We start from the raw sequence: 24,765 nt of genomic DNA, 5'->3' as shown, positions 1-24,765 counted from the left end.
AAGATATGGCAATTCAGCTTTCAAACGGTTTCCGGCGTTTATTTCTGTTCCGGTGCCGTTGTCTGAATGCTTGCAGTTGTCTGGGGCTTCTCCATCTTCGTGGAGGATTGAGCATTATGATAGGTGCAGTCTGCCATCGCAGCCGTAACCGACAGAGCGAGGACAGCGGTAGTCACGAATACGACTTTCATGTCTGTCTCCCTTCAGTTTTGATGTATCATTGCAACGGCAAGTTTAGCAGAGCCTGATCGCACTGTCGCATCACATCATCCCGGTAACCCCATTTGCCATGTTTTGGCCTTGATTTTGCCATGCGCTCGCCGCAGATTCCGACCGGAAATTGCGCGTGTTCTGTTCGCGAAAACGCATTTGGCGCGAAAACCGCGCCAAATCGTGGTTTTGCCTTGATGTGCTTCGGCTTGTTCAGGAAGCGCAGCGGCTCACTACAGCGCGCTTGCCGCCCATTGACAGGAACGAGATATGCAGCGACTGGCCGACGGGTGAAATGGTGATGTTTTCGTTCGACTGCTGGCCATTCGAAGTGCAGGACATGGCGACGGTAAACGTACCTTCGTAATTGTTCATCCGCGTGACCGAGCACTGATGGTCGCGGCTGTCGAAACGCTCGCCGGAAATGGAGAACCGCTGGCCATCGGAGCTGCACCAGTTGCCGGTAATGGGTGTCGGATCAACAGGCGGTTTGGCAGGGGCGGCACTTGCCGACGGGCCGGGCGTCGTTTCGGAACAGGCAGTCAGGGCAGTGACAACGAGGGCGAGGGCAAGCAAAACGGGCTTCTGCAACAATCTTCTCCTTCATGCATCGGACAAGCCCCTTCTTAAAAAACAGATTCGGGCGATATCGCGACGGCGGGATGCCGGTCCACAACTTGCATGAAAAAAAGGGCCGGATTGCTCCGGCCCCCTTATTCGGTTTTAGAGAGAGGCGCCGGGTTATTCCCCCGGAGCCAGATGCGGTGCTTCTATCTTCGCACCCGAATGCTTGAGCGGACGCTCGCCGGAGAGCTTGCGGATCAGCACATAGAACACCGGCGTCATGAAGATGCCGAAGGCGGTGACGCCGATCATGCCTGCAAAGACCGCGATACCCATGGCCGAGCGCATTTCCGCACCGGCACCTGTCGATATGACGAGCGGCACCACGCCCATGATAAAGGCCATCGAGGTCATCAGGATCGGGCGCAGACGCAAGCGGCTTGCCTCGACTGCTGCCTGCACGACGCTGCGTCCGGACAGCTCCAGCTCGCGGGCGAATTCCACGATCAGGATCGCGTTCTTCGCCGATAGTCCCACAAGGACTATCAAGCCGATCTGGGTGAAGACGTTGTTGTCACCTCCTGTCAGCCAGACGCCGGTCAGTGCTGCCATGATCCCCATCGGCACGATCATGATGATCGACAGCGGCAGGGCAAGGCTTTCATATTGTGCAGCCAGAACCAGATAGACGAGCAGCAACGCCAGCGGGAAGACGAGGAAGCCTGAACTGCCGGCAAGGATCTGCTGGTAGGTCAGATCGGTCCATTCATAGGCGATGCCTGGAGGCAAGGTTTCTTCTGCGATCCGTTCGATAGCAGCCTGTGCCTGACCGGACGAGAATCCGGGGGCCGGGTTGCCGTTGATATCGGCGGACAGGAAGCCGTTATAACGGATGGCGCGTTCCGCACCCACGGTCTGCTCCACCTTCAGAAGAGCCGATAGCGGGATCATCTCGCCCGACTGCGAGCGTACCTTCAGCTTGCCGATATCCTCGGCATGGCTGCGATAATTCGCATCGGCCTGAATGCGCACACTGTAGGTACGTCCAAAGGCATTGAAGTCGTTGACATAGAGCGAACCCAGATAAATCTGTAGTGTTTCGAACACATCGGTCACCGCCACACCAAGCTGACGCGCCTTCGTGCGGTCAAGATCGGCATAAAGCTGCGGCACGTTGATCTGGTAGCTCGAATAGAGACCGGCCAGTTCAGGTGTCTGATAGGCCTTGGCGAGAAACGCCTTGGTGGCATCGTCCAGCGCACGGAAGCCGAGCCCGTTGCGATCCTCAAGCTGGAGCTTGAAGCCGCCAGTCGTGCCGAGACCCTGAACGGGTGGTGGCGGGAACATGGCGATGAAAGCATCCTGAATGGCACCGAACTGCTGGTTCAGATCCATGGTGATGGCATTTGCCGAAAGCTCCGGCGTCTTGCGCTCCTCGAACGGCTTCAGCGTCACGAAAACGATGCCGGAGTTCGACGAGTTGGTGAAGCCGTTGATCGACAGGCCGGGGAAGGCGATGGCATTGGCCACGCCCGGATGCTTGAGGGCAATGTCGCTCATGCGGCGGATCACATCTTCCGAACGGTCGAGCGTTGCCGCATCCGGCAATTGCGCGAAGCCGATCAGATACTGCTTGTCCTGCGCCGGAACGAAACCGCCGGGCACCGCACGAAACAGAACGAAGGTGACGCCAAGCAGCACGACATAGAGACCCATCACCAGCGACTTGCGCGAAAGAATCCCGCCGACGCCGCGTCCATAGGCTTCCGAACTTGCCCCGAAGAAGCGGTTGAAGCCACGGAAGAACCAGCCGAACGCCTTGTCCATGATCCGGGTCAGACGGTCCTTCGGTGCATGATGACCGCGCAGCAGCAGAGCTGCCAGAGCGGGCGAAAGTGTCAGCGAGTTGAAGGCGGAGATCACCGTCGAGATCGCGATAGTCAGTGCGAACTGGCGATAGAACTGACCGGTCAGGCCGGTGATGAAGGCAAGCGGCACGAAGACCGCAACCAGCACCAGCGCGATGGCGATGATCGGCCCGGACACTTCCTGCATGGCGCGATAGGTTGCCTCGACCGGCGACAGTCCCTGTTCGATGTTGCGCTCGACATTTTCCACCACCACGATGGCGTCATCGACCACGATGCCGATGGCAAGCACAAGGCCGAAGAGGCTGAGCGCGTTGATGGAGAAGCCGAACACATACATCACCGCAAACGTGCCCACGATGGAGACGGGAACGGCAACCAGTGGAATGATGGAGGCGCGCCATGTCTGCAGGAACATGATGACCACGATCACCACCAGCACGATGGCTTCGAGCAGGGTATGAATAACCGACTCGATGGAAGCTTTCACGAACCCCGTCGTGTCATAGACGATGTCGAAATCCACACCCTCCGGCATGGTCTTCTTCAGATCGGCCATGGCGGCATGGACATTCTCGGAAATCTCAAGTGCATTCGAGCCAGGGGCCTGGAACACGCCCATGCCAACTGCCTGCTTGTTGTCGAGCAGCGAGCGCAGGGAATAATCGGCAGCGCCCATCTCGACCCGCGCAACGTCGCCCAGCCGGGTGATTTCACCTTCGCTACCGGATTTCACGACAATATTGGCAAATTCCTCCGGTGTCTGGAGACGGCCTTGCGCATTGACGGAAAGCTGGAGATCGAGACCCGAAACCGACGGCGATGCGCCGATAACACCGGCGGCGGCCTGAACATTCTGCTGGCGGATGGCATTGGCGATGTCGCTGGCGGAAAGTCCACGTTCGGCAGCCTTCTGCGGGTCTAACCAGACGCGCATCGAATAATCGCCACCGCCGAATATCTGCACCTGACCGACGCCGGGAACGCGGGCGATGCGATCCTTGACGTTCAAAACGGCATAGTTGCGCAGATAGTTCACGTCATATCGGCCATCGGGCGAGATGAGGTGAACGACGAGTGTCAGGTCGGGCGAGCTTTTGGCGGTTGTGACGCCAAGCGTGCGCACTTCTTCCGGCAGGCGTGGCTCGGCCTGCGAAATGCGGTTCTGCACAAGCTGCTGGGCCTGATCAGGATCGGTGCCGAGCGCGAACGTGACGGTCAATGTCATGACGCCGTCGGCGGTCGCCTGGCTCTGCATATAAAGCATACCCTCGACGCCGTTGATCTGTTCTTCAAGCGGCGTGGCGACAGTTTCGGAAATAACGGCTGGATTGGCGCCCGGATATTGTGCGCGGACCACGATCTGCGGCGGCACGACTTCCGGATATTCCGAGATTGGCAGACCTGTCATGCCGATCAGACCGGCAACGAAGATCAGGACCGACAGAACGCCAGCGAAGACCGGGCGGTCTACGAAGAAGCGTGAAAAGTTCATCTGTTTATCCCCCTTTAGGCGGATGGGCAAATACTCTCCCGGCCCGCGAAAACATGCGTTCTCGCGGGTTACTTAGGCTGAGCATTTGCGGTTAGCGCGCGCTCAGGCGCGCACTGTTGCTATCAATTCTTGGCAAGTGTTTCGGTGACGGGTTGCGGCACGACGACCACGCCCGGACGAATGCGTTGCAGGCCGTTGACGACGATGTTCTCGCCGGGCTTCAACCCGCTTTCGACAATGCGCAGGCCGTCATAGTTGCGACCGAGAACCACCTGCCGGTATTCAACCTTGTTATCCGCGCCGACCACGAAGACGAACTTCTTGTCCTGATCGGAAGAGATCGCGCGGTCGCTAACCACGAGCTTCTGATCCGGATCTGGCTCACCAAGGCGGATGCGGACGAACTGGCCCGGGATGAGCCTGCCATCCGGGTTGTCGATGGCAGCGCGAACGCGGATTGTGCCGGTCGTGGCATCGACTTCATTGTTGATGAGCTGGATATGGCCGGAAATTGGTGTGCCATCATCTGCCGCTGTACCGATCTGAACCGGAATGCGCTCAATGGCGTTGCCGCCCGGCGATGTCGCCAGTCTGGCAAGCGCTTTGGTGACGACTTCCTCATTGGCGCTGAAGCTTGCATAGATCGGATCGACCGAAACAAGTGTGGTCAGGACCGGCGAGGCGGAACTTGCGGCAACCAGATTGCCTGCCGTGACTTCCAGCCGCCCGACGCGGCCGGAAATCGGCGCGCGTACTTCGGTATATTGAAGATCGAGCTCGGCTGAACGAAGTGCGGCTTTGGCCGAACGCAAGGTTGCCTGCGCCTCGTCATAGGCGCTGGAGCGCTGGTCGAGACCGCTCTGGGCAAGCGTGCGAGTGGTCACGAGCTGGCGCCCGCGTTCCAGTTCCGTCTTAGCCAGTGCAAGACGGGCTTCTTCGGCTGAAACCTGCGCTTTCGCCTTTTCGACCGCCGCCGCATAGGGTTCGGGATCGATGGTGACGAGCAGGTCACCCTGCTTCACCAGTGCGCCTTCGCGGAAATGGGCTTTCAGGATAGCGCCGCCGACGCGCGGGCGGATTTCAACCCGGTCAATCGCTTCCAGGCGGCCGGAAAATTCTTCCCAGCTCACGATGCGTCGCGATTCTGCCTTGGCGACCGAAACCGGCACGGCAGGCGGTGGAGCGGAAATATCGGTTGCAGCATCGGCCTTGAGGTGTGGCACGCCGAAGAGAATGGCGCCGCCGCCTGCTGCAGACAATAGGATACTCAGGCCGGCGCCCCAAAGGGCCCGGCGGGCTGTGATCGATGGCATTGTTGTATCTCCTAGAGCATAATCCGACCGGCGTGAAACGGGGATCGATAAGATTATGCCCTCAATAAAGGAGGTTAGAGCATCGCTCTAACCGGTGGGGGCCGGCTTCAATGTGAGCATCAGATCAAAGCTTGGGAGGACTTTAAAACTGATTGTTTCAAGCATGTCTTTATCCCAAAAACCGGTTCCCACTTTTGGGAGACATGCTCTATGCTGCGATTGGCTTTGCACCTGCCTGCCGGAAGAAGTCGGAAAACAGGTCGATAAGTGTATGTTCCTGTGGCGACCAGTCAGTGCCCGCCACCTTGTTTTCAGGTATCCAGCCGGCTTTTCCGGGCAAGACATGAGACTGAACCTTCACGCCCGCCTGACGGAGACGCTCGGCATAGGCCTGCGTTTCATCGCGCATCGGACATTGGGCGCTGGTGACCAGCAAAGTGGGTGCCAGGCCAGCAAGACGCGTACACAGGGCGGGCGCAGCATAGGGGTGGGTGAAACCCGAACACTCGCCCAGATAATGCTGCCAGCCATCCGACATCGTCTGAACGGCACTTTCCGGGCAATATTTGCGGAAAGATGCCGTGGCGAGGCAGGGGTCGAGCATGGGCGAAAGCAGTATCTGGCCCTTGAGATCGGTCAGATACTGATCGCGCGCCATAAGGGCCACGCCGGCTGCAATATTACCGCCCGCCTCTTCACCGGCGACGAACAGCATCGACTTCTTGTGCGCAAATTCCGGGCAACGCTCGCGCATTGAAGTCAAAATGGAGTAGGCTATCTCAAGCGCCGCCGGGAACGGGTTGAGGCAGGCCGACGAATATTCCGGCGACACGACCACCGCACCCGCCTCGGCAAGTGTTTCGGCAACGCGTTCGCAGGCACCAAGGCAGTTGACCGAGAAAGCACCACCGTGAAGGTGTAAAATCACCGGCGGGGGAGAGAGCAATTTGGCGCCACGATAAACGCGTGCCGTGCAAGTGGTTTTACCCGCTTGCATTGTCTCTACACTAAACTTCTCGCACATCTTTCCTGGCCTTCATATACAGCGGCAAACCGCCATGGTTAGATATTATCATTGTCTATGAACTGGAATAGTCCCCTATAATTGGTTACACTGTCCAGAATCTCGAACAATGACGGTTATTGAAGATGGACCAGCTCTCGGCCATGCGTGCTTTCCTCCGGGTTGTTGAAACCGGGAACTTCACGCGCGCCTCCACCTCGCTCAATATGCCCAAGGCAACGATCAGCAATCTCATCCAGGGATTGGAAGCCCATCTGCGTACAAAACTCCTCAATCGTACGACCCGCCGTGTTCTCGTAACACCGGACGGCGCGCTTTACTATGAGCGTGCAGCACGTTTGCTGGCCGATCTTGCGGAACTTGACGGCAGCCTGTCGAGTGCTCAGACTCTGCCCAAAGGTCGCCTGCGCGTTGAAATGGCAAGTGCCGTCGCCAATCTCATCATCATTCCGGCGCTGATCGAGTTTCACCAGCGTTACCCCGATATCCAGATCGATCTCGGCGTATCGGATCGGCCAGTCGATTATGTGGCGGAGAATGTCGATTGCGCCATTCGCATCGGTGAGCTGACCGACCAGTCGCTGATCGCCCGGCGCATCGGCGACATGCATTTCATCGCCTGTGCTTCGGCGGAATATCTCGACCGTTGCTCGACGCCGCTCCATCCGTCCGATCTCGGCAGTAACTGCACAGTGGTCGGCTATTTCCGGCCGTCGACCGGCCAGCAGATGCCATTCCGTTTCAAAAAAGGGACGGAGGAAATCGAGGTCAACGGGCGCTATGTCGTGGCGGCGAATGAATCGACCACCTATCTCGCCGCAGCCCGGGCAGGGCTCGGCGTGGTGCAGGCCCCTTTGTTCATGGTGCGCGAGGATCTTGAAAGCGGCACTTTGCGCCCTGTCCTGCAGGAATGGCAGATCGAGCCGATGCCGATCTATCTGGTCTATCCACCCAACCGGCATCTGAGCAATCGCCTTCGCGTCTTTGCCGACTGGGTGGTCAAGACGGTTGCAAAGTCGCAGCTTACAGGAAGCTAGAGCATGTCTCCCGAAAGTGGGAACCGGTTTCGGGAGACATGCGTGAAAACAAGCAGCTAGCGCGCGCAGCGACGCTTGTTGAGCCGGACCTTGATCTTGTCGGAAGAAGTGCCTTTTGCCTTGTGATCCGACGAAACGATATGTGCCCGCACGGTGCAGTCACCGGCCAGAACCTCGAAATTATTGGAGCGGATATACATCACCGTATTGATCGGCTGGTCGGGCATTTTTTGCGCGACGGCATTGACGACAGCGGTGACTTCCTTCGCCCGTTGCTTAGAGCTGCCGTTGCTGGCGGCGAGTGCCGGGCTGAGCGCGGATGAAAATGCGAGTATGCCCGCAAACAGAAAAGCAGCGTTAGCTTTCTTCATTGGCATGGCCTCCGATTGAGCTGGAATTGAATGGACCAACATAGGCCCCAATTGCGTCAATACCAGTGCCGGAAGGCCGGATTCAACCTCTTTTATCCGGTTTCTGTCTCGTTTATGCCGTTTGCGATGCGCTTTACCGTGGTTGCGACCAGAAGCAGGCACAGAAGCGGCTGCAGCCAGAAAGTCCAGTCCGGCAGCGCGCCACCGATGGCGATCCAGGCACCAAGCACGCCGAATACCACGGCGCGGTCGCTCTTGCCCATCGGTCCGTCATAGCGACGGCTTGATCCAAGGGAAGCGCCGGTAACGCCTGCAAATTCGGTCAGGGTAGCCAGAAGTATAATCGCGAAAATCCAGGGCGCGGAAAAGGGTGCGATGATCGCAAACGGTGCGTAAAGCGCGGCATCGGAAACAACGTCACCGATCTCGTTGAGATAGGCGCCAAGCGCCGATTTCTGCCCGTGTTCGCGCGCCAGCATTCCATCGACGGCATTGAGCGCCATGCGCAGGAACAGCCAGATCGGGACGAGTGCAAACCATGCCGGGTTTGCGCCCCACGCCAGAAAACCGCCAAGTATGATCGAGACGAGCGCGGCGGTGACTGTAACCTGATTGGCCGTTACACCGCCTGCGGCAAGTCGCACGACAAGAGGTCTCAGTAAATTCTGGAAACGCGACTTGAGTTGATAAACCGACATCAAGAATCTCTTGGGAAACGAAGAATAAGTATTGAACAGCTATTTGCGGTTCGCTCCAGCTCGTTTATTCAAACATTTGGTTTCACTCAATAGAAATTGGGGGCAATCGGCCCGTGAGGAAACCGGTGGAGAGGGGATGGCATGAACGAGCACGCAGTAAATCGGTATCGCGCGGCGCAGGAAAGCCAGTTCGCCACCCATGACGGCACGTCACTGTTTTACCGTTTCTGGCCATCACTCTCCGAAAAGCCGAAGAGCGTCATCGTTCTGCTGCATCGCGGGCACGAGCATAGCGGACGCGTCGCGCATCTTGTCGATGAGCTGGGGCTGGACGACTACGCCTTCTATGCCTGGGATGCGCGCGGTCACGGCCAGTCGCCGGGCGTGCGTGGCTTTTCCCCGTCCTTCGGCGCATCGATCCGTGACCTCGACAGTTTCGTAACCCATATTCGTGCGGAAACGGGCACCGCCATCGAGGATGTGGCGATTATCGCGCAGAGCGTTGGTGCTGTTCTCGCGGCGGCATGGGTGCATGATTATGCGCCCAATATCCGTGCGCTGGTGCTGGCTTCGCCTGCCTTCGACATCAAGCTCTATGTGCCTTTTGCCAAGGAAGGTATCGGCCTATGGCAGAAGCTGAAGGGTACGTTCTATGTCAATTCCTACGTCAAGCCGCAATTCCTGACCCATGATCCGGAACGCATTGAATCCTATCGCACCGATCCGCTGATCACACGGCCCATTGCGTCGCATATCCTGCTGCAACTTTACGAGACGGCAAAGCGTGTGGTGGACGATGCGCGGGCGATTACAGTTCCAACGCAACTGCTCATTTCCGGCAGCGATTTTGTCGTGCGCCCCGCGCCGCAACATCGCTTCTTCGAGAATCTCGGCAGCTGCATCAAGGAGCGGTATGTTCTGAAAGGTTTCTACCACGACACGTTGGGCGAGCGTGATCGCAAACCGGCAATGGAATTCATCCACGATTTCATCGAGGCTCGTTTTGCGGAGGTGCCACAACGCGCCGATCTGACGGAAGCGCATATTGCGGGCCATACGCGCGACGAGGCGGACCGCTTGTCGAGCCCGCTGCCGCTTCTGACAGCGCAGGGGCTTTACTGGGCGTCGACACGTGCTTCGCTTGCCTTTGGCGCATTGTTTTCAGACGGGCTGAAAGTCGGCAAGCGCACGGGTTTCGATTCCGGTTCCACGCTCGATTATGTCTATGAGAATGAAGCGCGCGGCCTGGGGCCGGGTGGCAAGCTCATCGACAAGCAGTTTCTGGAAGCCATCGGCTGGCGTGGTATCCGCCAGCGCAAGGTGCATCTGGAAGAACTGATCGGGCAAGCCCTCAAGCGCCTCAGAAGCGAAGGCCGCTCGACCAATATTCTCGACATTGCCTGCGGTCATGGCCGCTATGTGATCGATGCTGTGGTGCGCGCGGACGAAATGCCAGACAGCATTCATTTGCGCGACTATTCACCGATCAATGTGCTGGCGGGCAACAAACTCATCAAGGATCGCGGGCTGGAGGCCATAGCCCATATGGAAGAGGGTGACGCTTTCGATGCGGAAAGCCTCGCGGCGGTCACGCCACATCCAGACCTAGCCATCGTTTCCGGTCTTTACGAGCTTTTCCCCGATAATGCGCTGATCAATCGTTCGCTGTCGGGGCTGGCCCGCGTGCAGAAGCCCGGCTCCTTGCTGATCTACACCAACCAGCCATGGCATCCGCAGCTTGAAATGATCGCGCGTGCTTTGACGTCGCATCGCGGCGGAGAGGCATGGGTGATGCGTCGGCGCACGCAGGGCGAAATGGATCAGCTTGTCGAGAAGGCAGGCTATCGCAAGATCGAACAGCGCGTCGATCAGTGGGGCATTTTCACCGTCTCGATTGCAGAACGCATCGGAGACGGCGAAGCGTGACCACGCAATTAACGGAACTGGATGGATCTTCACGGCGGTCAGTGATCCGCCGCGCGGTCCTTTGGCTCCTGTTTCTTGGCCCCTTTTTCTATCTGACCTACGGCACGGCAAACTGGCTCGCATCGCAGCAAGGTCACGTCCCGAACCTTGCTTTCGAATGGGAACATCATGTGCCCTTCATTGCGTGGAGCATCATTCCCTATTGGTCGGTCAATCTGTTCTATGCGATTGCACTGTTCGTCAATGACAGCCCGGAGCAGGTCGACCGGCTGGCAAAGCGCTATCTCACCGCGCAGATCGTGGCGGTTGTCTGCTTCGTCGCCTTTCCGTTGACTGCAACCTTCGTAAAACCGGCAACAGCTGGTCTTCCGGGTTTCATGTTCGATGTGCTGGGCGGCTTCGACAAGCCGTTCAATCAGGCACCCTCGCTGCATATCGCGCTGCTGATTATCATCTGGGACCAGATGCGTCGCGTAATGGGCGATGCCATGCGCGTGGTCTGGCATGTCTGGTGTCTGCTGATCGGTCTGTCCGTGCTGACCACCTATCAGCACCACGCGGTCGATATTCCGGCAGGCGCGTTGCTTGGCCTGTTTGCCTTGTGGCTTTTCCCGCGCAGCGGTCCTTCGCCGCTGGCAGAATTTCAGCTCACACCAGACCCTAAATCCAGAAGGATCGGATTTTATTATCTGGCGGGTGCAGTCCCGTTTCTGGCTCTGGCAATCCACGGCCTGTCCATCACTGGCTATGCGATTTTCTGGCTCTGGCCCGTGATCGCACTTGTTATCGTCGCTCTTGGCTATTTCGGTGCGGGCGCAGGCATTTTTCAGAAACAGACAGATGGATCGGTCAGTCTTGCGAGTTGCTGGCTTCTTTGGCCCTACCGGCTTTTTGCCAGACTGAACGTGCGGTTCTGGACCCGCAATTTACCGCCGCATATCGAGCTTGCCGACGGGGTGTTTCTTGGACGGTTTCCAAAACCAGCGGAGCTTTCCCGCTTTGCTACCGTCGTCGATCTTGCCGCTGAAATGGTGCCACCACGCCATTTGGCACGCCATTCAATCGAATGGAAAAGCTTTGGCACGATTGATCTGATCGCACCCGCATCCGAAACAGTGCGACTGGCATTGGATGCGGTTGAAGCTGCGCGCCATCATGGTCCGGTGCTGATCTGTTGTGCGCTTGGTTTTCAGCGCAGCGCGACTGTTGCCGTCGAGTGGCTCGTCTCTACCGGTCGTGTAGCCAGTGCTTGGGAGGCGGAAACGCTGATCTGCTCCAAGGGTTGGCCTGTTCACCTGCATCGCGCCGAGGGGGTGGCATGAATTCTCCGGCAACCTCCATCGCAATCGTGTTGCGCCGCAATGCCTTTATCGGCATCGCAGTCGCCGTCGTGCTGCTTGCGGCAGGCCCCTTCCTGCGTCCGGTGCACGATCTGGCTTTCTGGCTGATCTGGCCGCTGCTTCTGGCAAGCGCATTGATCGTGCTTGGAATTGCAGCGCATCTTCTGTTCGATGCTGCACTTTTCCGGCTGGTCGCCAGTTCCGATGAAACGGGCCTGGGTGAGGTGGACCATATTCTTGAGCGCATGGGCCTGCGTTCCAGTGACGGTACGGTCCGTCCGCTTGCCGCGCGGATTGCCGGTTCGCGGCGCATCGTGGGGCGCCAGCGTTTTTTTGTGGGGCTGGGCATCGTGCTTTTCATTCTGATGGCTGCGGTGCCATCCGGTCAGGGGCTTTGATATGCGGGAACTGATCCGGCATCAGGTGCAATCGATTTTCGGCTCGCTTCTAGCGATCCTGTCGCGCGGGATTACCGGGGTGCGGCCGATCTGGGGCGGCACTGGCCCATCGCGCAATCAGCGCATCTATTTTGCCAATCACACCAGCCATGGCGATTTTATCCTGCTCTCCTCCTGTCTCGATCAGGAGGAGCGTGCGCGCACCCGCGCTGTTGCCGGTGCGGATTACTGGCGGGGAAACCGCGTGCGCCAGTTCATGGCGGAAGTTCTGCTGCGCACCGTATTGGTCGAGCGCAACTGGGTGGAACGCACGCAAGACCCGATGGAAGTGATGCTGAAAGCGCTGGCTGATGGCCATTCGCTCATCATCTTTCCCGAAGGCACACGCAACATGACCGATGAAGCGCTGCTGCGCTTTCGCTCCGGCATCTATAATCTGGCGCTGGCGCGTCCTGATGTCGAGCTGGTGCCCTGCTGGATCGAAAACATGTCGCGCGTGTTGCCCAAGGGCGCAATGCTGCCCGTGCCGCTTCTGTGTCGCGTGATTTTTGGTGCGCCGGTGCAGCTTCGCGACGGCGAGGACCGCAAGGAATTTCTGACCCGCGCCCGCCAGAGCCTTCTCGATATCCAGCCCCATAATGGTAAGCACTCATGAGCGAAACGACCCGACTATTCCTTGGCCTCATGGGCGTTCTGATAACGGCAAGCACCGTTGCCGGTGTACTTTCATGGCGGGCGCCAAAACCGCTTTCATCCACGCTCGTCAATCTCAATGCCCGCATCAAGGCATGGTGGATCATGGTCGGCGCCATGTGCATCGCCTTCCTGTTCGGCAAGGGCGGTGTGATCGTGCTGTTCGCGCTGATCTCGTTTGCTGCATTGCGTGAATATGCGACGCTGACACAGACACGCCGCGCCGATCATAGTGTGCTACTCGGCATGTTTCTGCTGGTCATTCCGGTGCAGTATTATCTGATCTGGATTGACTGGTACGGGCTCTATTCCATCTTCATCCCGGTTTATTGCTTTCTCGCCATGCCGGTCCTCACCGCGCTGTCGGGCGACACGTCGCGCTTTCTGGAGCGCATCAGCGAGCAGCAATGGGGCATCATGCTTTCGGTCTATTGCATCAGCCATGTGCCTGCGCTGATGACGCTGGATATTCCCGGCTTTGACGGCAAGAAGCTGCTTCTGATCGCGTTTCTGGTGGCGACTGTTCAGGGCAGCGATGTGCTGCAATATATTTTCGGCAAACTGTTCGGCAAGCATCGCATCGCGCCCAGCATATCGCCATCGAAGACCTGGGAAGGTTTTGTCGGCGGGGTTGCGAGCGCCTCTCTTCTGGGGGCGGGGCTTGCCTGGCTGACGCCGTTTTCGCCGATCCAGGCGGGCGCACTTGCGGCCACTTCCTGCATCATGGGCTTCTTCGGCGGGCTCGTCGCGTCCGCTATCAAGCGTGATCGCGGCGTGAAGGACTGGGGCCACATGATCGAAGGGCATGGCGGCATGCTCGACCGCGCCGACAGCCTCGTTTTTTCGGCGCCTGTCTTCTTTCACATCGTGCGATATTTCTGGACCTGAGCTCTGAATATTTGTTTCGTCGCATTATCCTACGCAAAACCGCTTCGCACTTTTGCTGGAAATGCTCGGGTCGGTCAGGGCAGCTTCAACGCGATGAACTGCGAAACCTGACCGTGATTGAAATTGTTGTCTGAGGCGAGGATCAGCGTTCTCTTGCCGTCAACCATCGGCCCGAAGGTGATGGCCTCGATATTGTCGATGTCGAGGCCGAAATCGCCTTCGTTGAGCTGGAGAAGAAGCTTCTTGGCAAGTGGGGTCACAGACTGACTGGCAAGCGCTGGAACATCTTTCACGTTGCTGGCTCCGTCGAACGCGGCGCGGTAGATGGTGATGTGGTTGCCCACGCCCATGGCGAAAGAGCGCTCGACGGTGAGGAGATTGTTTCCATCGGCGACGAATTCCGACATGCCGTTGTCGTTCCAGAATGGCGGCAGGGTCGCCCTGGTGAAGATCGGATCGGCGTCGTAGGCATATTCCGCCGTGACATTGCCCGACGCAAGATCGAAGGCGATGATGCGCGAACGGCTGCCGTGATCAAGCGTCGCCTTGTCTCCATCCTGTATCAGTGCGTTTTCCGTTCCTGCCAGCAGCGTCTTGCCGTCCGGTGTGACGGTCAGGCTTTCAAAGGACAGGTTGTTGCGGATGCCGCGGGTCTTGCCTTGGTCGGGAACATAGGCTTCCGGTAATGCAAATTCGCGAACAAAACTGCCGTCTGTCTTCGCTTCCCCGATAAAAGGCCTGCCATTTTTGTTGCCTTCGCTCGACCAGAAGATGGTGCCGGTCGCCGCATTGAAGCGGATGCTTTCAGGATCGACATCCTTCGGCATAAACGGTTTGCCGGTCTTGTCCAGAAGCGTGACGGCTTCCACAATATCCAGACTGCGCACGCCGGAGCCATCGATGGCGAGCTTGAGCTTGTAGAAGCGGGCAGGCGCTTTTTCCGAACGGTCGTCGGATATGGCGTAATAGACATTGTCGCGCGGGTCATAATCGAGGCCGGAAATGCCGCCAAACTCGGTGCCGCTGATTTTCAGGCCTGTTGGGAGAGTGAAGGCACCAATCAGTTCGGGCTTCTGTAATTCCTGTGCGACTGCGCCGGTCGCAAGCGTAACAAACAGGGCAACAAGGGCTGCTTTCATCGCAAAGCTCCGGTTCGATCGAGAAAATCTCCGGATAGTCAGATTGTTTGACAGGAAGATGAAGACAAGTCTCAAACCTTGTCGATCGTTCGTGGCGGTTCTTCCCTGTCGATCAGATGGGACGGAGCCGCGAACTGAAGCAGCTTGTTCTGGTTGGTAATCTTGATCGCCGAAGCGTGAACGCTGATGCCATAGGGAACAAGCGCCGCAAAACTGCGCGACAGGTTTTCCGGCGTCATGCCAAGATAAGCGGCAAGCGTCCGCTTTTCGTAAGGGATCATCACGACGTCGGTGCCGTTGTTCAACAGCGATTCCTTGACGATCCAGTTGGCGAGGCGCTGGACGCTGCTTCTCAGCTTCTGCGTCTTCAGCTCCTTCACGAGACGGCGATAGGCCCGCGCAGTTTCAAAAACGAGGGCGCGCATGAAGCCCAGATCCTCGCTCATCATTTCGCGAACCAGGCTGGAAGGCACCATCAATACACGCGTTGCGGTCAGCGTCTGTGCGGTTTGCAGGCAAACATCGTCATTGAGTACGGCTGCGAGGATGAAAATGTCGTCGGCGCGCAATATTTCCAGCGCGGTTTCACCGTCGTCGGATTTTGCCGACATCAAAACGAGACCGTCCAGGATCGCGAACAGGAAGTCTGCCGGTTCGTCCTCCTTGATCAGGGTCATGCGTGGCGGAAACGATTGCACGAAGCTCGGGCGCATGATGCGCTCAAATGTGGCGTCTGCCATGTCCGCGAAGAGCGGTTGATTCTTCAATGCAATTTTATCTTCCTGCCGCATCAAACCTCACTTTCTCCCTCAACTTATAATGGGCTATTATAATTGATAATAATCAATCGGTCAATATACATAAATCAATACTTGTCTATAATTCAATTTATTCTGTCTCTTGCTGCGCTTCTATTTGAAAATCTCCTTGAACAGATTATCGATATTGATCTTAATCAATGTACTGATCTGACAGTCGACGCATAAGTGCAAACGAAACCTCTCATGGTATTCAATTCGGAGTACGCCTATGCAACAAGTCGCAGGGGAAAACCCCAGGGCGCAGACTACCGCGCTGACGATGAGTACAACCGCGTTCACAGTATGTTTTGCGGTCTGGACCATCTTCGCAATCATCGGCATTGAAATTCGATCTGAACTTGGCCTGAGCGAAACGCAGTTCGGCCTGCTCGTCGGGACGCCTATCCTGACCGGGTCGCTGATCCGTGTCATCCTGGGCATATGGGCGGATCGCTATGGCGGTCGTGCCATTTTCACGCTGACCATGCTGGTCTCGGCGGTTGCCACCTACCTTCTGACCTACGCCACCACCTATCCGCAGATGCTAATCGCCGCGCTCGGCGTCGGCGTGGCGGGCGGGTCGTTCTCGGTCGGCGTCGCCTATGTCTCGCGCTGGTATCCACCCGAGAAGCAGGGCGTTGCGCTCGGCATTTTCGGCGCGGGCAACGTCGGTGCGGCAGTAACCAAGTTTTTTGCGCCGATGGTCATGGTCGCGCTCGGCTGGCATGCGGTTGCCGAAATCTGGGCAGCTGCGATGGTTGTCATGGCGCTGATCTTCTATTTCACCACCAGCGACGATCCGGTTCTGGTCGAACGCCGGCGCAAGGGCGAAAAACCGACAAGCACGCTGATGGAGCTGGAACCGCTCAAGAACGTGCAGGTCTGGCGTTTCTCGCTTTACTATTTCTTCGTCTTCGGCGCTTTCGTGGCGCTCGCGCTGTGGCTGCCGCAATATCTGATCCATGTTTATGGTGTCGATATTCGTCTGGCTGGCGTCATCGCGGCGTTCTTCTCTGTTCCGGCCAGTCTTTTCCGCGCCTATGGCGGGCATCTATCGGATGTCTACGGCGCGCGCAGGGTCATGTACTGGACCTTCGCCGTTTCACTGGTCGCGACATTCATCTTGTCCTATCCGCCAACGGATTACGTCATCCAGAGCGATAACGGCCCGCTTGCTTTCCATGCTGAAATGGGCGTGATCGGCTTCACCATCACGGTCTTCATTCTTGGCTTCTTCATGGCCCTGGGCAAGGCAGCCGTCTTCAAGCACATTCCGGTCTACTATCCGGGCAATGTCGGCTCCGTCGGCGGTCTGGTCGGCATGATCGGTGGTCTTGGAGGCTTCATCCTGCCGATCCTGTTCGGTGTGCTTCTGGACCAGACCGGCCTTTGGACGAGCTGTTTCATGCTGCTCTTCGTCATCGTCGCGGTCTCATTCGCCTGGATGCATGTCTCGATCCGCCAGATGGAGCGTGCAGCCGAAGGCACGGCCACGGAAGAGCTTCCGCCCTTTGCCGAATTGCAGGGGCTCAAGAAGGCCGAAGTCAAGCCTGCAAAGGGCGATTCAGTCCTGACCGACTGGCGCCCGGACGATCCGGTTTTCTGGGAACAGAAAGGAAAAAGGATCGCCAAGCGCAATCTTTGGCTTTCGATCCCGGCGCTTCTCCTGTCCTTCGCCATCTGGCAGGTCTGGTCCGTGGTGGTGGCAAAGCTGCCGCTGGTGGGCTACCAGTTCACCACTGACCAGCTATTCTGGCTGGCGGCGCTTCCAGGCATTTCGGGTGCGACGTTCCGCATCTTCTATTCCTTCATGGTGCCAATTTTCGGCGGCCGTCTGTGGACCACACTGACCACATGGTCGCTGGTCATTCCGGCCATCGGCATCGGCTATGCCGTGCAGAACCCGAATACGCCTTACTTCGTGTTCCTGCTTCTGGCGCTGTTCTGCGGCTTCGGCGGCGGCAACTTCGCCTCGTCCATGTCCAACATTTCGTTCTTCTTCCCGAAGAAGGAAAAGGGCAACGCGGCGGCGCTCAATGCGGGCCTCGGCAATCTCGGCGTCAGCGTCGTGCAATTCGTGGTGCCGCTCGTCATCACGGCCGGTATCTTCGGCAAGCTTGGCGGCGATCCGGCAATGGTCGCGACCGCAGCTGGCAGCACGCCGCTATGGCTGCAGAATGCCGGTTTCTTCTTCGTACCGTTCATCGTCATCACGGCTTTCGCCAACTGGTTCGGCATGAACGATATCGCATCGGCCAAGGCTTCGTTCGCCGATCAGGCCGTCATTTTCCGCCGCAAGCACAACTGGATTATGTGCTGGCTCTATACCGGCACGTTCGGCTCGTTCATCGGTTATTCGGCTGGCTTCCCGCTTCTGACCAACATCCTGTTTCCAGAGGTCAATGCGCTTCAGTTTGCCTTCCTCGGACCGCTCGTCGGCGCGCTGTCGCGGTCGGGTTCGGGCTGGCTTGCCGATAAATATGGCGGCGGACGCGTGACCATCTGGGCTTTCGTCCTGATGATGGTTGGCGTGGCGGGCGTACTGTACTTCGTCGGCATCAAGGAACAGCCGAACGCTTTCTGGGGCTTCTTCGCTTCCTTCGTGCTGCTGTTCTTCGCCACCGGTATCGGCAATGCCTCCACCTTCCAGATGATCCCGGCGATCATGTCGAAGGAAATGGTCCGGCTGATGCCCAACGCCACCCCGGAAGAACGCCGTCACGAAGCGGACAAGGAATCTGCTGCCATCACCGGCTTCACCTCGGCCATTGCTGCCTTCGGCGCCTTCTTCATTCCGAAGGGCTACGGCACCTCGATCAGCATGACCGGCGGACCGGAAGCGGCACTGTGGGCCTTCCTGATCTTCTACGTGACCTGCCTCATTATCACCTGGGGCGTCTACACCCGAAAAGGCGGCCTGCTCTACGACGTCGAGCGCCGCAACAAGACAGCCACTGCTGCTGCCTGAAGAAATAAAGTGAGGATAAAATCATGAGTCTACTCCTCGACCGCCTGAATTTTCTTGCGCGCAAGAATGTCGGCACCTTCTCGGAAGGCCATGGCGTCACCACCAATGAAAACCGTGACTGGGAAGAGGCCTATCGCAAGCGCTGGCAGCACGACAAGATCGTCCGCTCCACCCATGGCGTGAACTGCACCGGCTCCTGCTCGTGGAAAGTCTACGTCAAGGGCGGTATCATCACCTGGGAAACCCAGCAGACGGATTATCCGCGCACCCGCGCCGACCTGCCGAACCATGAGCCACGCGGCTGTTCGCGCGGGGCGAGCTATAGCTGGTACGTTTATTCGGCCAACCGGGTGAAGTATCCGCTGATCCGCTCCCGCCTCCTGAAACTGTGGCGCAAGGAACGTGCGGTGAAAACGCCGGTCGCGGCCTGGGCCGCGATTCAGCAGGATCCTGCCAAGCGCGCCGACTATATCAAGGTGCGCGGTCTCGGCGGTTTCGTTCGCGCAACCTGGGAAGAGGTCAACGAGATCATTGCTGCGGCCAACGCCTATACGGCCAAGACCTACGGGCCCGACCGCGTCATTGGCTTCTCGCCGATCCCGGCCATGTCCATGGTGTCCTATGCAGCCGGCTCGCGTTACCTGTCGCTGCTTGGCGGCGTCTGCATGTCGTTCTATGACTGGTATTGCGATCTGCCGCCCGCTTCGCCGCAAACCTGGGGCGAACAGACCGACGTGCCGGAATCGGCTGACTGGTATAATGCCGGGTTCCTCATGCTCTGGGGTTCCAACGTACCGCAGACCCGCACGCCGGATGCGCATTTCTATACGGAAGTGCGCTACAAGGGCACCAAGTCGGTCGTGGTCTGTCCCGATTATTCGGAAGCCGCGAAGTTTTCCGATCTCTGGCTGCATCCGAAACAGGGCACCGATGCCGCGCTCGCCATGGCGTTTGGCCATGTCATCCTGCGCGAATATCACCTTGACCGGCAGGTTCCCTATTTCGAGGATTATTGCCGCAAATATTCCGACTTCCCGATGCTGGTCATGCTCAGCAAGAAGGACGGTCGCTATGTGCCGGATCGCTTCCTGCGCGCGTCCGACTTCAAGGGTGATCTCGGCGAAGGCAACAATCCCGACTGGAAGACGGTCGCGTTCGATAGCAAGTCGGGCGCCTATGTCGCGCCGCAAGGCTCCGTCGGTTTCCGCTGGGGCGATGATGGCCAATGGAATCTTGAGGAAAAGGATGGCAAGGGCAAGGATGTGGAACTTGCCAAGAGCTTCATCGACAAGGACAGCCACGATGCCGTCGCCGATGTGGCCTTCCCATATTTCGGCAATCGCGAGCACGATTACTTTGAAGGCACGGACCATGACAGCGTGCTGGTGCGCAAGGTTCCGGCCCGCAAGCTGAAGCTCAAGGGCGGCGACGTCATGGTGGCGACAGTGTTCGATCTGTTTGCCGCCAATTACGGGCTCGATCGCGGGCTTGGCGACGAGAATTCCGCCAAGTCCTATGACGAAGGCCTGCCATACACCCCGGCCTGGGCCGAAAAGATCACTGGCGTCCCGCGCGACCAGATCGTTGCGGTCGCCCGCGAATTCGCAACCAATGCCGAAAAGACCAACGGTCGTTCCATGGTCATCCTCGGTGCCGGTCTCAACCACTGGTACCATATGGACATGAACTATCGCGGCATCATCAACATGCTGGTGATGTGCGGTTGCGTCGGTCAGTCGGGCGGCGGCTGGAGCCACTATGTGGGGCAGGAAAAGCTGCGTCCGCAGACCGGCTGGACAGCGCTTGCTTTCGCGCTCGACTGGAACCGTCCGCCGCGCCACATGAACTCGACCTCGTTCTTCTATGCGCATACCGACCAGTGGCGCTACGAGACCGTGAAGGTGCAGGACATCCTTTCGCCGACGGCGCCCGACGGCGCATGGGACGGCACGATGATGGACTATAACATCCGTGCCGAACGCATGGGTTGGCTGCCTTCCGCTCCGCAGCTCCAGACGAACCCGCTGGAACTCGCCAAAGAGGCAGTCGCATCGGGCCAGGAGCCGAAGGACTTTATCGCGAATGCGCTGAAGAACGGCACCGTCACCATGTCCTGCGAAGACCCTGACCATGAGGCCAACTGGCCGCGCAACATGTTCGTCTGGCGTTCCAACCTGCTCGGTTCGTCGGGCAAGGGGCATGAGTACTTCCTGAAGCACCTGCTTGGCACCTCGAACGGCCTGCTCGGCAAGGATCTGGGTCAGGAAGGTGCGCAGGAAAGCCTTGAGGCTGTGTGGCACGAGAATGCTCCGGAGGGAAAACTCGACCTTCTGGTCACGCTCGATTTCCGCATGTCCACGACCTGCGTCTATTCCGATATCGTTCTGCCGACCGCTACCTGGTATGAAAAGAACGATCTCAACACGTCCGACATGCATCCCTTCATCCATCCGCTGTCGAGCGCAGCGGACCCGGCATGGGAATCCCGCAGCGACTGGGACATCTTCAAGGGCATCGCCAAGAAGTTCTCGGAAGTGGCGCCGGAAGTGCTGGGCGTCGAGAAAGACATCGTTCTCGTGCCGACGCTGCACGACACGGCGGGCGAGCTTGCGCAGCCAAAGGACGTCCTCGATTGGAAGAAGGGCGAAGTCGAGCCGATCCCCGGCAAGACCATGCCGTCGGTCGTGGTTGTGGAGCGCGACTATCCGAACCTCTACAAGCGCTACACCTCCGTCGGGCCGCTTCTCGACAAGCTTGGCAATGGCGGCAAGGGCATTTCGTGGAATACCGAACACGAGGTAGACCTGCTCGCCAAGCTGAACGGCAAGGTTCAGGAGCCGGGCATAAGTGAAGGACGTCCGCGCATCTATACCGATGTCGATGCAACCGAGGTCATTTTGTCGCTCGCGCCGGAAACCAATGGCGAAGTGGCGGTCAAGGCGTGGGAGGCACTGTCGAAGTTCACCGGTCGCAACCATTCGCATCTGGCCCTTCCAAAGGAAGACGAGAAGATCCGCTATCGCGATATTGTTGCGCAACCGCGCAAGATCATCTCCTCGCCAACCTGGTCGGGCATTGAATCCGAGACCGTCTGCTACAATGCAGGCTATACCAATGTGCATGAGTTGATCCCGTGGCGCACGCTGACCGGTCGTCAGCAGCTTTATCAGGATCATCTTTGGATGCGCGCTTTCGGTGAAGGCTTCTGCGTCTATCGTCCGCCGATCGACACAAAGACGGTCAATCCGGCAATCCGCGAAAAGGCGGACGGACAGCCGCATCTGGTGCTGAACTTCATCACGCCGCACCAGAAATGGGGTATCCACTCCACCTATACCGACAACCTGCTGATGCTGACGCTCAATCGCGGCGGGCCGGTTGTCTGGATTTCGGAGCCGGATGCCGCAAAGGCAGGTATCGTCGATAATGACTGGGTGGAAGTCTACAACGCCAACGGTGCCATCGTGGCCCGTGCGGTTGTCTCCCAGCGCATGAAAGACGGCACCGTCTTCATGTATCATGCGCAGGAGAAGATCGTGAACACGCCCGGCTCGCCGCTTACCGGCCAGCGTGGTGGCATTCACAACTCCGTCACCCGCATCATCACCAAGCCGACGCATATGATCGGCGGATACGCCCATCAGTCCTACGGTTTCAACTATTACGGAACCGTCGGCGCCAACCGCGACGAGTTCGTGGTCGTGCGCAAGCTGGAGAAAGTGGACTGGATGGAAGGTCCGCTTGAAGAAAGCAACCAGAGCTCCGCAGCGAAGGAGGCAGCAGAATGAAAATCCGTGCGCAAATTGGAATGGTGCTCAATCTCGACAAGTGCATCGGCTGCCACACCTGTTCGGTGACGTGCAAGAACGTCTGGACCAACCGCGAAGGCGTGGAATATGCCTGGTTCAACAATGTTGAAACCAAGCCCGGCATCGGTTTTCCCAAGGAATGGGAAAACCAGAAGAAGTGGAATGGCGGCTGGGTCCGCAAGAAGAACGGCAAGATCGAGCCGAAGATGGGCTCAAAATGGCGTATCCTCGCCAAGATTTTCGCCAATCCGGACCTGCCTGAAATCGACGACTATTACGAGCCGTTCGACTTCGATTATGGCCATCTTCAGACGGCAGGCGAAAGCAAGACCATGCCGACCGCCCGTCCACGCTCGCTGATTTCCGGCGAGCGGATGGAAAAGATCGAATGGGGTCCGAACTGGGAAGAAATTCTCGGCGGTGAATTCGCCAAGCGTTCGAAGGACTATAATTTCGAAGGCGTGGAAAAGGAAATCTACGGCCAGTTCGAAAACACCTTCATGATGTATCTGCCGCGCCTGTGCGAGCATTGCCTCAATCCGACCTGCGTTGCGGCCTGCCCATCGGGTGCAATCTACAAGCGGGAGGACGACGGCATTGTCCTGATCGATCAGGAAAAGTGTCGCGGCTGGCGCATGTGCGTCTCCGGCTGTCCCTACAAGAAGATCTATTACAACTGGAGCTCGGGCAAGTCCGAGAAGTGCATCTTCTGCTATCCGCGCATTGAAGCCGGCCAGCCGACCGTATGCTCGGAAACCTGCGTCGGCCGCATCCGCTATCTGGGTGTCATGCTCTACGATGCCGACCGCATCGCGGAAGCCGCTTCCACGGCCAATGAGCAGGATCTCTATCAGGAGCAGCTCAACATCTTCCTCGACCCGAACGATCCTGCCGTGATCGAACAGGCGCGCAAGGACGGTGTGCCGGAAGCCTGGCTGGAATCCGCCAAGCACTCGCCGGTCTACAAGATGGCGATGGAGTGGAAGATTGCCTTCCCGCTCCATCCTGAATACCGCACCCTGCCGATGGTCTGGTATGTGCCGCCGCTCTCGCCGCTTCAGTCGGCTGCTGCCGCAGGCAAGCTCGGTATGGACGGCCCGCTGCCGGATGTCCGCTCCATGCGCATTCCGGTCCGCTACCTCGCCAATCTTCTGACGGCAGGTAAGGAAGAGCCGGTCATCTCGGCGCTGGAACGCATGCTCGCCATGCGCGCCTACATGCGTGCCAAGACTGTTGACGGCGTTCTCGACGAGGCGATTGCCGACCGCGTCGGCATGAGCGGTGCGATGATCGAGGAAATGTACCACATCATGGCCATCGCAAACTACGAAGACCGTTTCGTTATCCCGACCACGCATCGCGAAATCACGGAGGACGCCTACGACGTGCGCGGTTCGTGCGGCTTCACCTTCGGCAATGGCTGCTCGGGCGGTTCGTCGACGGAAGATCTGTTCGGCTCCAAGCGCCAGAAGGTCGTCCAGACGCCAACGGATATTTTCCGGGAGCAGGTGTAATGAACAAGACCCTGAAAATCATTTCGTTGTTGCTTTCCTACCCGTCCGCCGAGCTGCAGCTTGGCGGGGGGGAACTGAAAGAGGTACTGGCCGGGGAAAAACTTTCCCCCGGCATCCGCAGGCTTCTCGACAGCCTCGTCGATTATGTCTGCGAGTGCGATCTCTACGAAGCACAGGAACGCTACGTGCATCTCTTCGACCGCACGCGGTCGCTGTCGCTGCATCTCTTTGAACATGTTCATGGCGAAAGTCGTGATCGCGGCCAGGCGATGGTCGATCTGATGAAGATGTATGACGACAACGGCTTCGTCGTTGATGCCAAGGAACTGCCTGACTATCTGCCACTGTTCCTTGAATTCCTGTCGACGCGTTCGCCGGAGGAAATCCACGATCTCCTCACCCAGACGGGCCATATCTCGGCGGCTATCGGCGAGCGTCTGCGCAAGCGCCAGTCGCCTTATGCCAACGCCTTTGCGGCGCTGCTTCATGTCGCCAACGCCAAGCCGGACAAGAATCTCGTCGGAGAGTTGCTTCGGCAGGAGGAAGACGACCCGAACGACCTCGCTGCGCTCGACCGCATCTGGGAAGAAGAAGCGGTGACGTTCGGCGGCAATGCGGGCGAAAATTCCTGCGGCCCGGACCGGTTGCGCATGCAGATGCGTGCAGCGCAGCGCAAGCCCGGTTCCCCGTCCAACCCTTCACATATCTAG

19 protein-coding genes are annotated in these 24,765 nt (G+C 58.2%); 10 read left to right on the top strand and 9 right to left on the bottom strand.

Annotated features, from left to right (window positions below; all coding sequences use genetic code 11):
* Nucleotides 1-38: 38 nt before the first annotated feature.
* The 5 genes from CQZ93_RS26730 to CQZ93_RS23355 form a co-directional block, all read right to left on the bottom strand.
* Nucleotides 39-191, bottom strand: a complete 153-nt coding sequence (locus CQZ93_RS26730; protein WP_181153457.1) for a hypothetical protein — start codon at nucleotides 189-191, stop codon at nucleotides 39-41.
* Nucleotides 192-423: 232 nt separating this feature from the next.
* Nucleotides 424-801, bottom strand: coding sequence for a hypothetical protein (locus tag CQZ93_RS23370; protein WP_105544907.1), 378 nt, complete (start codon nucleotides 799-801; stop codon nucleotides 424-426).
* A 150-nt stretch (nucleotides 802-951) separates the two neighbouring features.
* Nucleotides 952-4,137: an efflux RND transporter permease subunit gene (locus CQZ93_RS23365; protein WP_105544906.1), complete on the bottom strand. Its 3,186-nt coding sequence runs from the start codon at nucleotides 4,135-4,137 to the stop codon at nucleotides 952-954.
* A gap of 122 nt (nucleotides 4,138-4,259) precedes the next feature.
* Complete coding sequence (locus CQZ93_RS23360) at nucleotides 4,260-5,450, bottom strand: efflux RND transporter periplasmic adaptor subunit (protein WP_105544905.1); 1,191 nt, start codon at nucleotides 5,448-5,450, stop codon at nucleotides 4,260-4,262.
* Nucleotides 5,451-5,658: 208 nt separating this feature from the next.
* Complete coding sequence (locus tag CQZ93_RS23355; RefSeq protein ID WP_105544904.1) at nucleotides 5,659-6,474, bottom strand: alpha/beta hydrolase; 816 nt, start codon at nucleotides 6,472-6,474, stop codon at nucleotides 5,659-5,661.
* Between the two features lie 125 nt (nucleotides 6,475-6,599).
* Here CQZ93_RS23355 and CQZ93_RS23350 point away from each other — a divergent pair, with 125 nt between their 5' ends.
* The gene (locus CQZ93_RS23350; RefSeq protein ID WP_105544903.1) at nucleotides 6,600-7,511 is read left to right on the top strand and encodes a LysR family transcriptional regulator; all 912 of its coding nucleotides are present in this window, start codon (nucleotides 6,600-6,602) and stop codon (nucleotides 7,509-7,511) included.
* 56 nt (nucleotides 7,512-7,567) lie between these two features.
* Here CQZ93_RS23350 and CQZ93_RS23345 read toward each other — a convergent pair whose 3' ends face one another.
* Together CQZ93_RS23345 and CQZ93_RS23340 are read right to left on the bottom strand one after the other, a co-directional pair.
* Nucleotides 7,568-7,882 carry a hypothetical protein gene (locus CQZ93_RS23345; protein WP_105544902.1) on the bottom strand — a complete coding sequence of 105 codons (315 nt, stop codon included), beginning with the start codon at nucleotides 7,880-7,882 and terminating at the stop codon, nucleotides 7,568-7,570.
* 92 nt (nucleotides 7,883-7,974) lie between these two features.
* The gene (locus CQZ93_RS23340; RefSeq protein WP_105544901.1) at nucleotides 7,975-8,580 is read right to left on the bottom strand and encodes a CDP-alcohol phosphatidyltransferase family protein; all 606 of its coding nucleotides are present in this window, start codon (nucleotides 8,578-8,580) and stop codon (nucleotides 7,975-7,977) included.
* Nucleotides 8,581-8,721: 141 nt separating this feature from the next.
* Here CQZ93_RS23340 and CQZ93_RS23335 point away from each other — a divergent pair, with 141 nt between their 5' ends.
* Genes CQZ93_RS23335 through CQZ93_RS23315 form a run of 5 tightly spaced genes read left to right on the top strand, consistent with a single transcriptional unit; the run spans nucleotide 8,722 to nucleotide 13,825 of the window.
* Nucleotides 8,722-10,506: a bifunctional alpha/beta hydrolase/class I SAM-dependent methyltransferase gene (locus CQZ93_RS23335; protein WP_105544900.1), complete on the top strand. Its 1,785-nt coding sequence runs from the start codon at nucleotides 8,722-8,724 to the stop codon at nucleotides 10,504-10,506.
* Nucleotides 10,503-11,828, top strand: a complete 1,326-nt coding sequence (locus CQZ93_RS23330) for a phosphatase PAP2/dual specificity phosphatase family protein (protein ID WP_105544899.1) — start codon at nucleotides 10,503-10,505, stop codon at nucleotides 11,826-11,828. The genes CQZ93_RS23335 and CQZ93_RS23330 overlap by 4 nt, the downstream gene beginning before the upstream one ends.
* On the top strand, nucleotides 11,825-12,244 hold the full coding sequence (locus tag CQZ93_RS23325) for a hypothetical protein (RefSeq protein ID WP_105544898.1): 420 nt from the start codon (nucleotides 11,825-11,827) through the stop codon (nucleotides 12,242-12,244). The genes CQZ93_RS23330 and CQZ93_RS23325 overlap by 4 nt, the downstream gene beginning before the upstream one ends.
* 1 nt (nucleotide 12,245) lies before the next feature.
* Nucleotides 12,246-12,899 carry a lysophospholipid acyltransferase family protein gene (locus CQZ93_RS23320; RefSeq protein WP_105544897.1) on the top strand — a complete coding sequence of 218 codons (654 nt, stop codon included), beginning with the start codon at nucleotides 12,246-12,248 and terminating at the stop codon, nucleotides 12,897-12,899.
* Entirely contained in the window at nucleotides 12,896-13,825 is a 930-nt protein-coding gene (locus CQZ93_RS23315) for a phosphatidate cytidylyltransferase (RefSeq protein WP_105544896.1), read from the top strand. The genes CQZ93_RS23320 and CQZ93_RS23315 overlap by 4 nt, the downstream gene beginning before the upstream one ends.
* 74 nt (nucleotides 13,826-13,899) lie before the next feature.
* On the opposite strand, the gene CQZ93_RS23310 is transcribed toward CQZ93_RS23315, so the two are convergent.
* Both CQZ93_RS23310 and CQZ93_RS23305 read right to left on the bottom strand, forming a co-directional pair.
* Nucleotides 13,900-14,964 carry an esterase-like activity of phytase family protein gene (locus CQZ93_RS23310; protein ID WP_105544895.1) on the bottom strand — a complete coding sequence of 355 codons (1,065 nt, stop codon included), beginning with the start codon at nucleotides 14,962-14,964 and terminating at the stop codon, nucleotides 13,900-13,902.
* 71 nt (nucleotides 14,965-15,035) lie between these two features.
* Nucleotides 15,036-15,755 (bottom strand): cyclic nucleotide-binding domain-containing protein, encoded by a 720-nt coding sequence (locus tag CQZ93_RS23305; protein WP_105544894.1) that lies wholly within the window; start codon nucleotides 15,753-15,755, stop codon nucleotides 15,036-15,038.
* A 238-nt stretch (nucleotides 15,756-15,993) separates the two neighbouring features.
* Here CQZ93_RS23305 and CQZ93_RS23300 point away from each other — a divergent pair, with 238 nt between their 5' ends.
* The 4 genes from CQZ93_RS23300 to narJ are packed head-to-tail and all read left to right on the top strand — an operon-like array spanning nucleotide 15,994 to nucleotide 24,765.
* Entirely contained in the window at nucleotides 15,994-18,732 is a 2,739-nt protein-coding gene (locus CQZ93_RS23300) for a nitrate/nitrite transporter (protein WP_105544893.1), read from the top strand.
* Between the two features lie 23 nt (nucleotides 18,733-18,755).
* Entirely contained in the window at nucleotides 18,756-22,520 is a 3,765-nt protein-coding gene (locus CQZ93_RS23295; protein WP_105544892.1) for a nitrate reductase subunit alpha, read from the top strand.
* The gene (gene narH, locus CQZ93_RS23290) at nucleotides 22,517-24,055 is read left to right on the top strand and encodes a nitrate reductase subunit beta (protein WP_105544891.1); all 1,539 of its coding nucleotides are present in this window, start codon (nucleotides 22,517-22,519) and stop codon (nucleotides 24,053-24,055) included. Before CQZ93_RS23295 ends, narH begins: the two co-directional genes overlap by 4 nt.
* Entirely contained in the window at nucleotides 24,055-24,765 is a 711-nt protein-coding gene (gene narJ / locus CQZ93_RS23285; protein ID WP_105544890.1) for a nitrate reductase molybdenum cofactor assembly chaperone, read from the top strand. The genes narH and narJ overlap by 1 nt, the downstream gene beginning before the upstream one ends.

The sequence above is a fragment of the Ochrobactrum vermis genome (assembly GCF_002975205.1).
Taxonomy (GTDB): domain Bacteria; phylum Pseudomonadota; class Alphaproteobacteria; order Rhizobiales; family Rhizobiaceae; genus Brucella; species Brucella vermis.
This window is presented reverse-complemented; position numbering and strand designations above follow the sequence as displayed.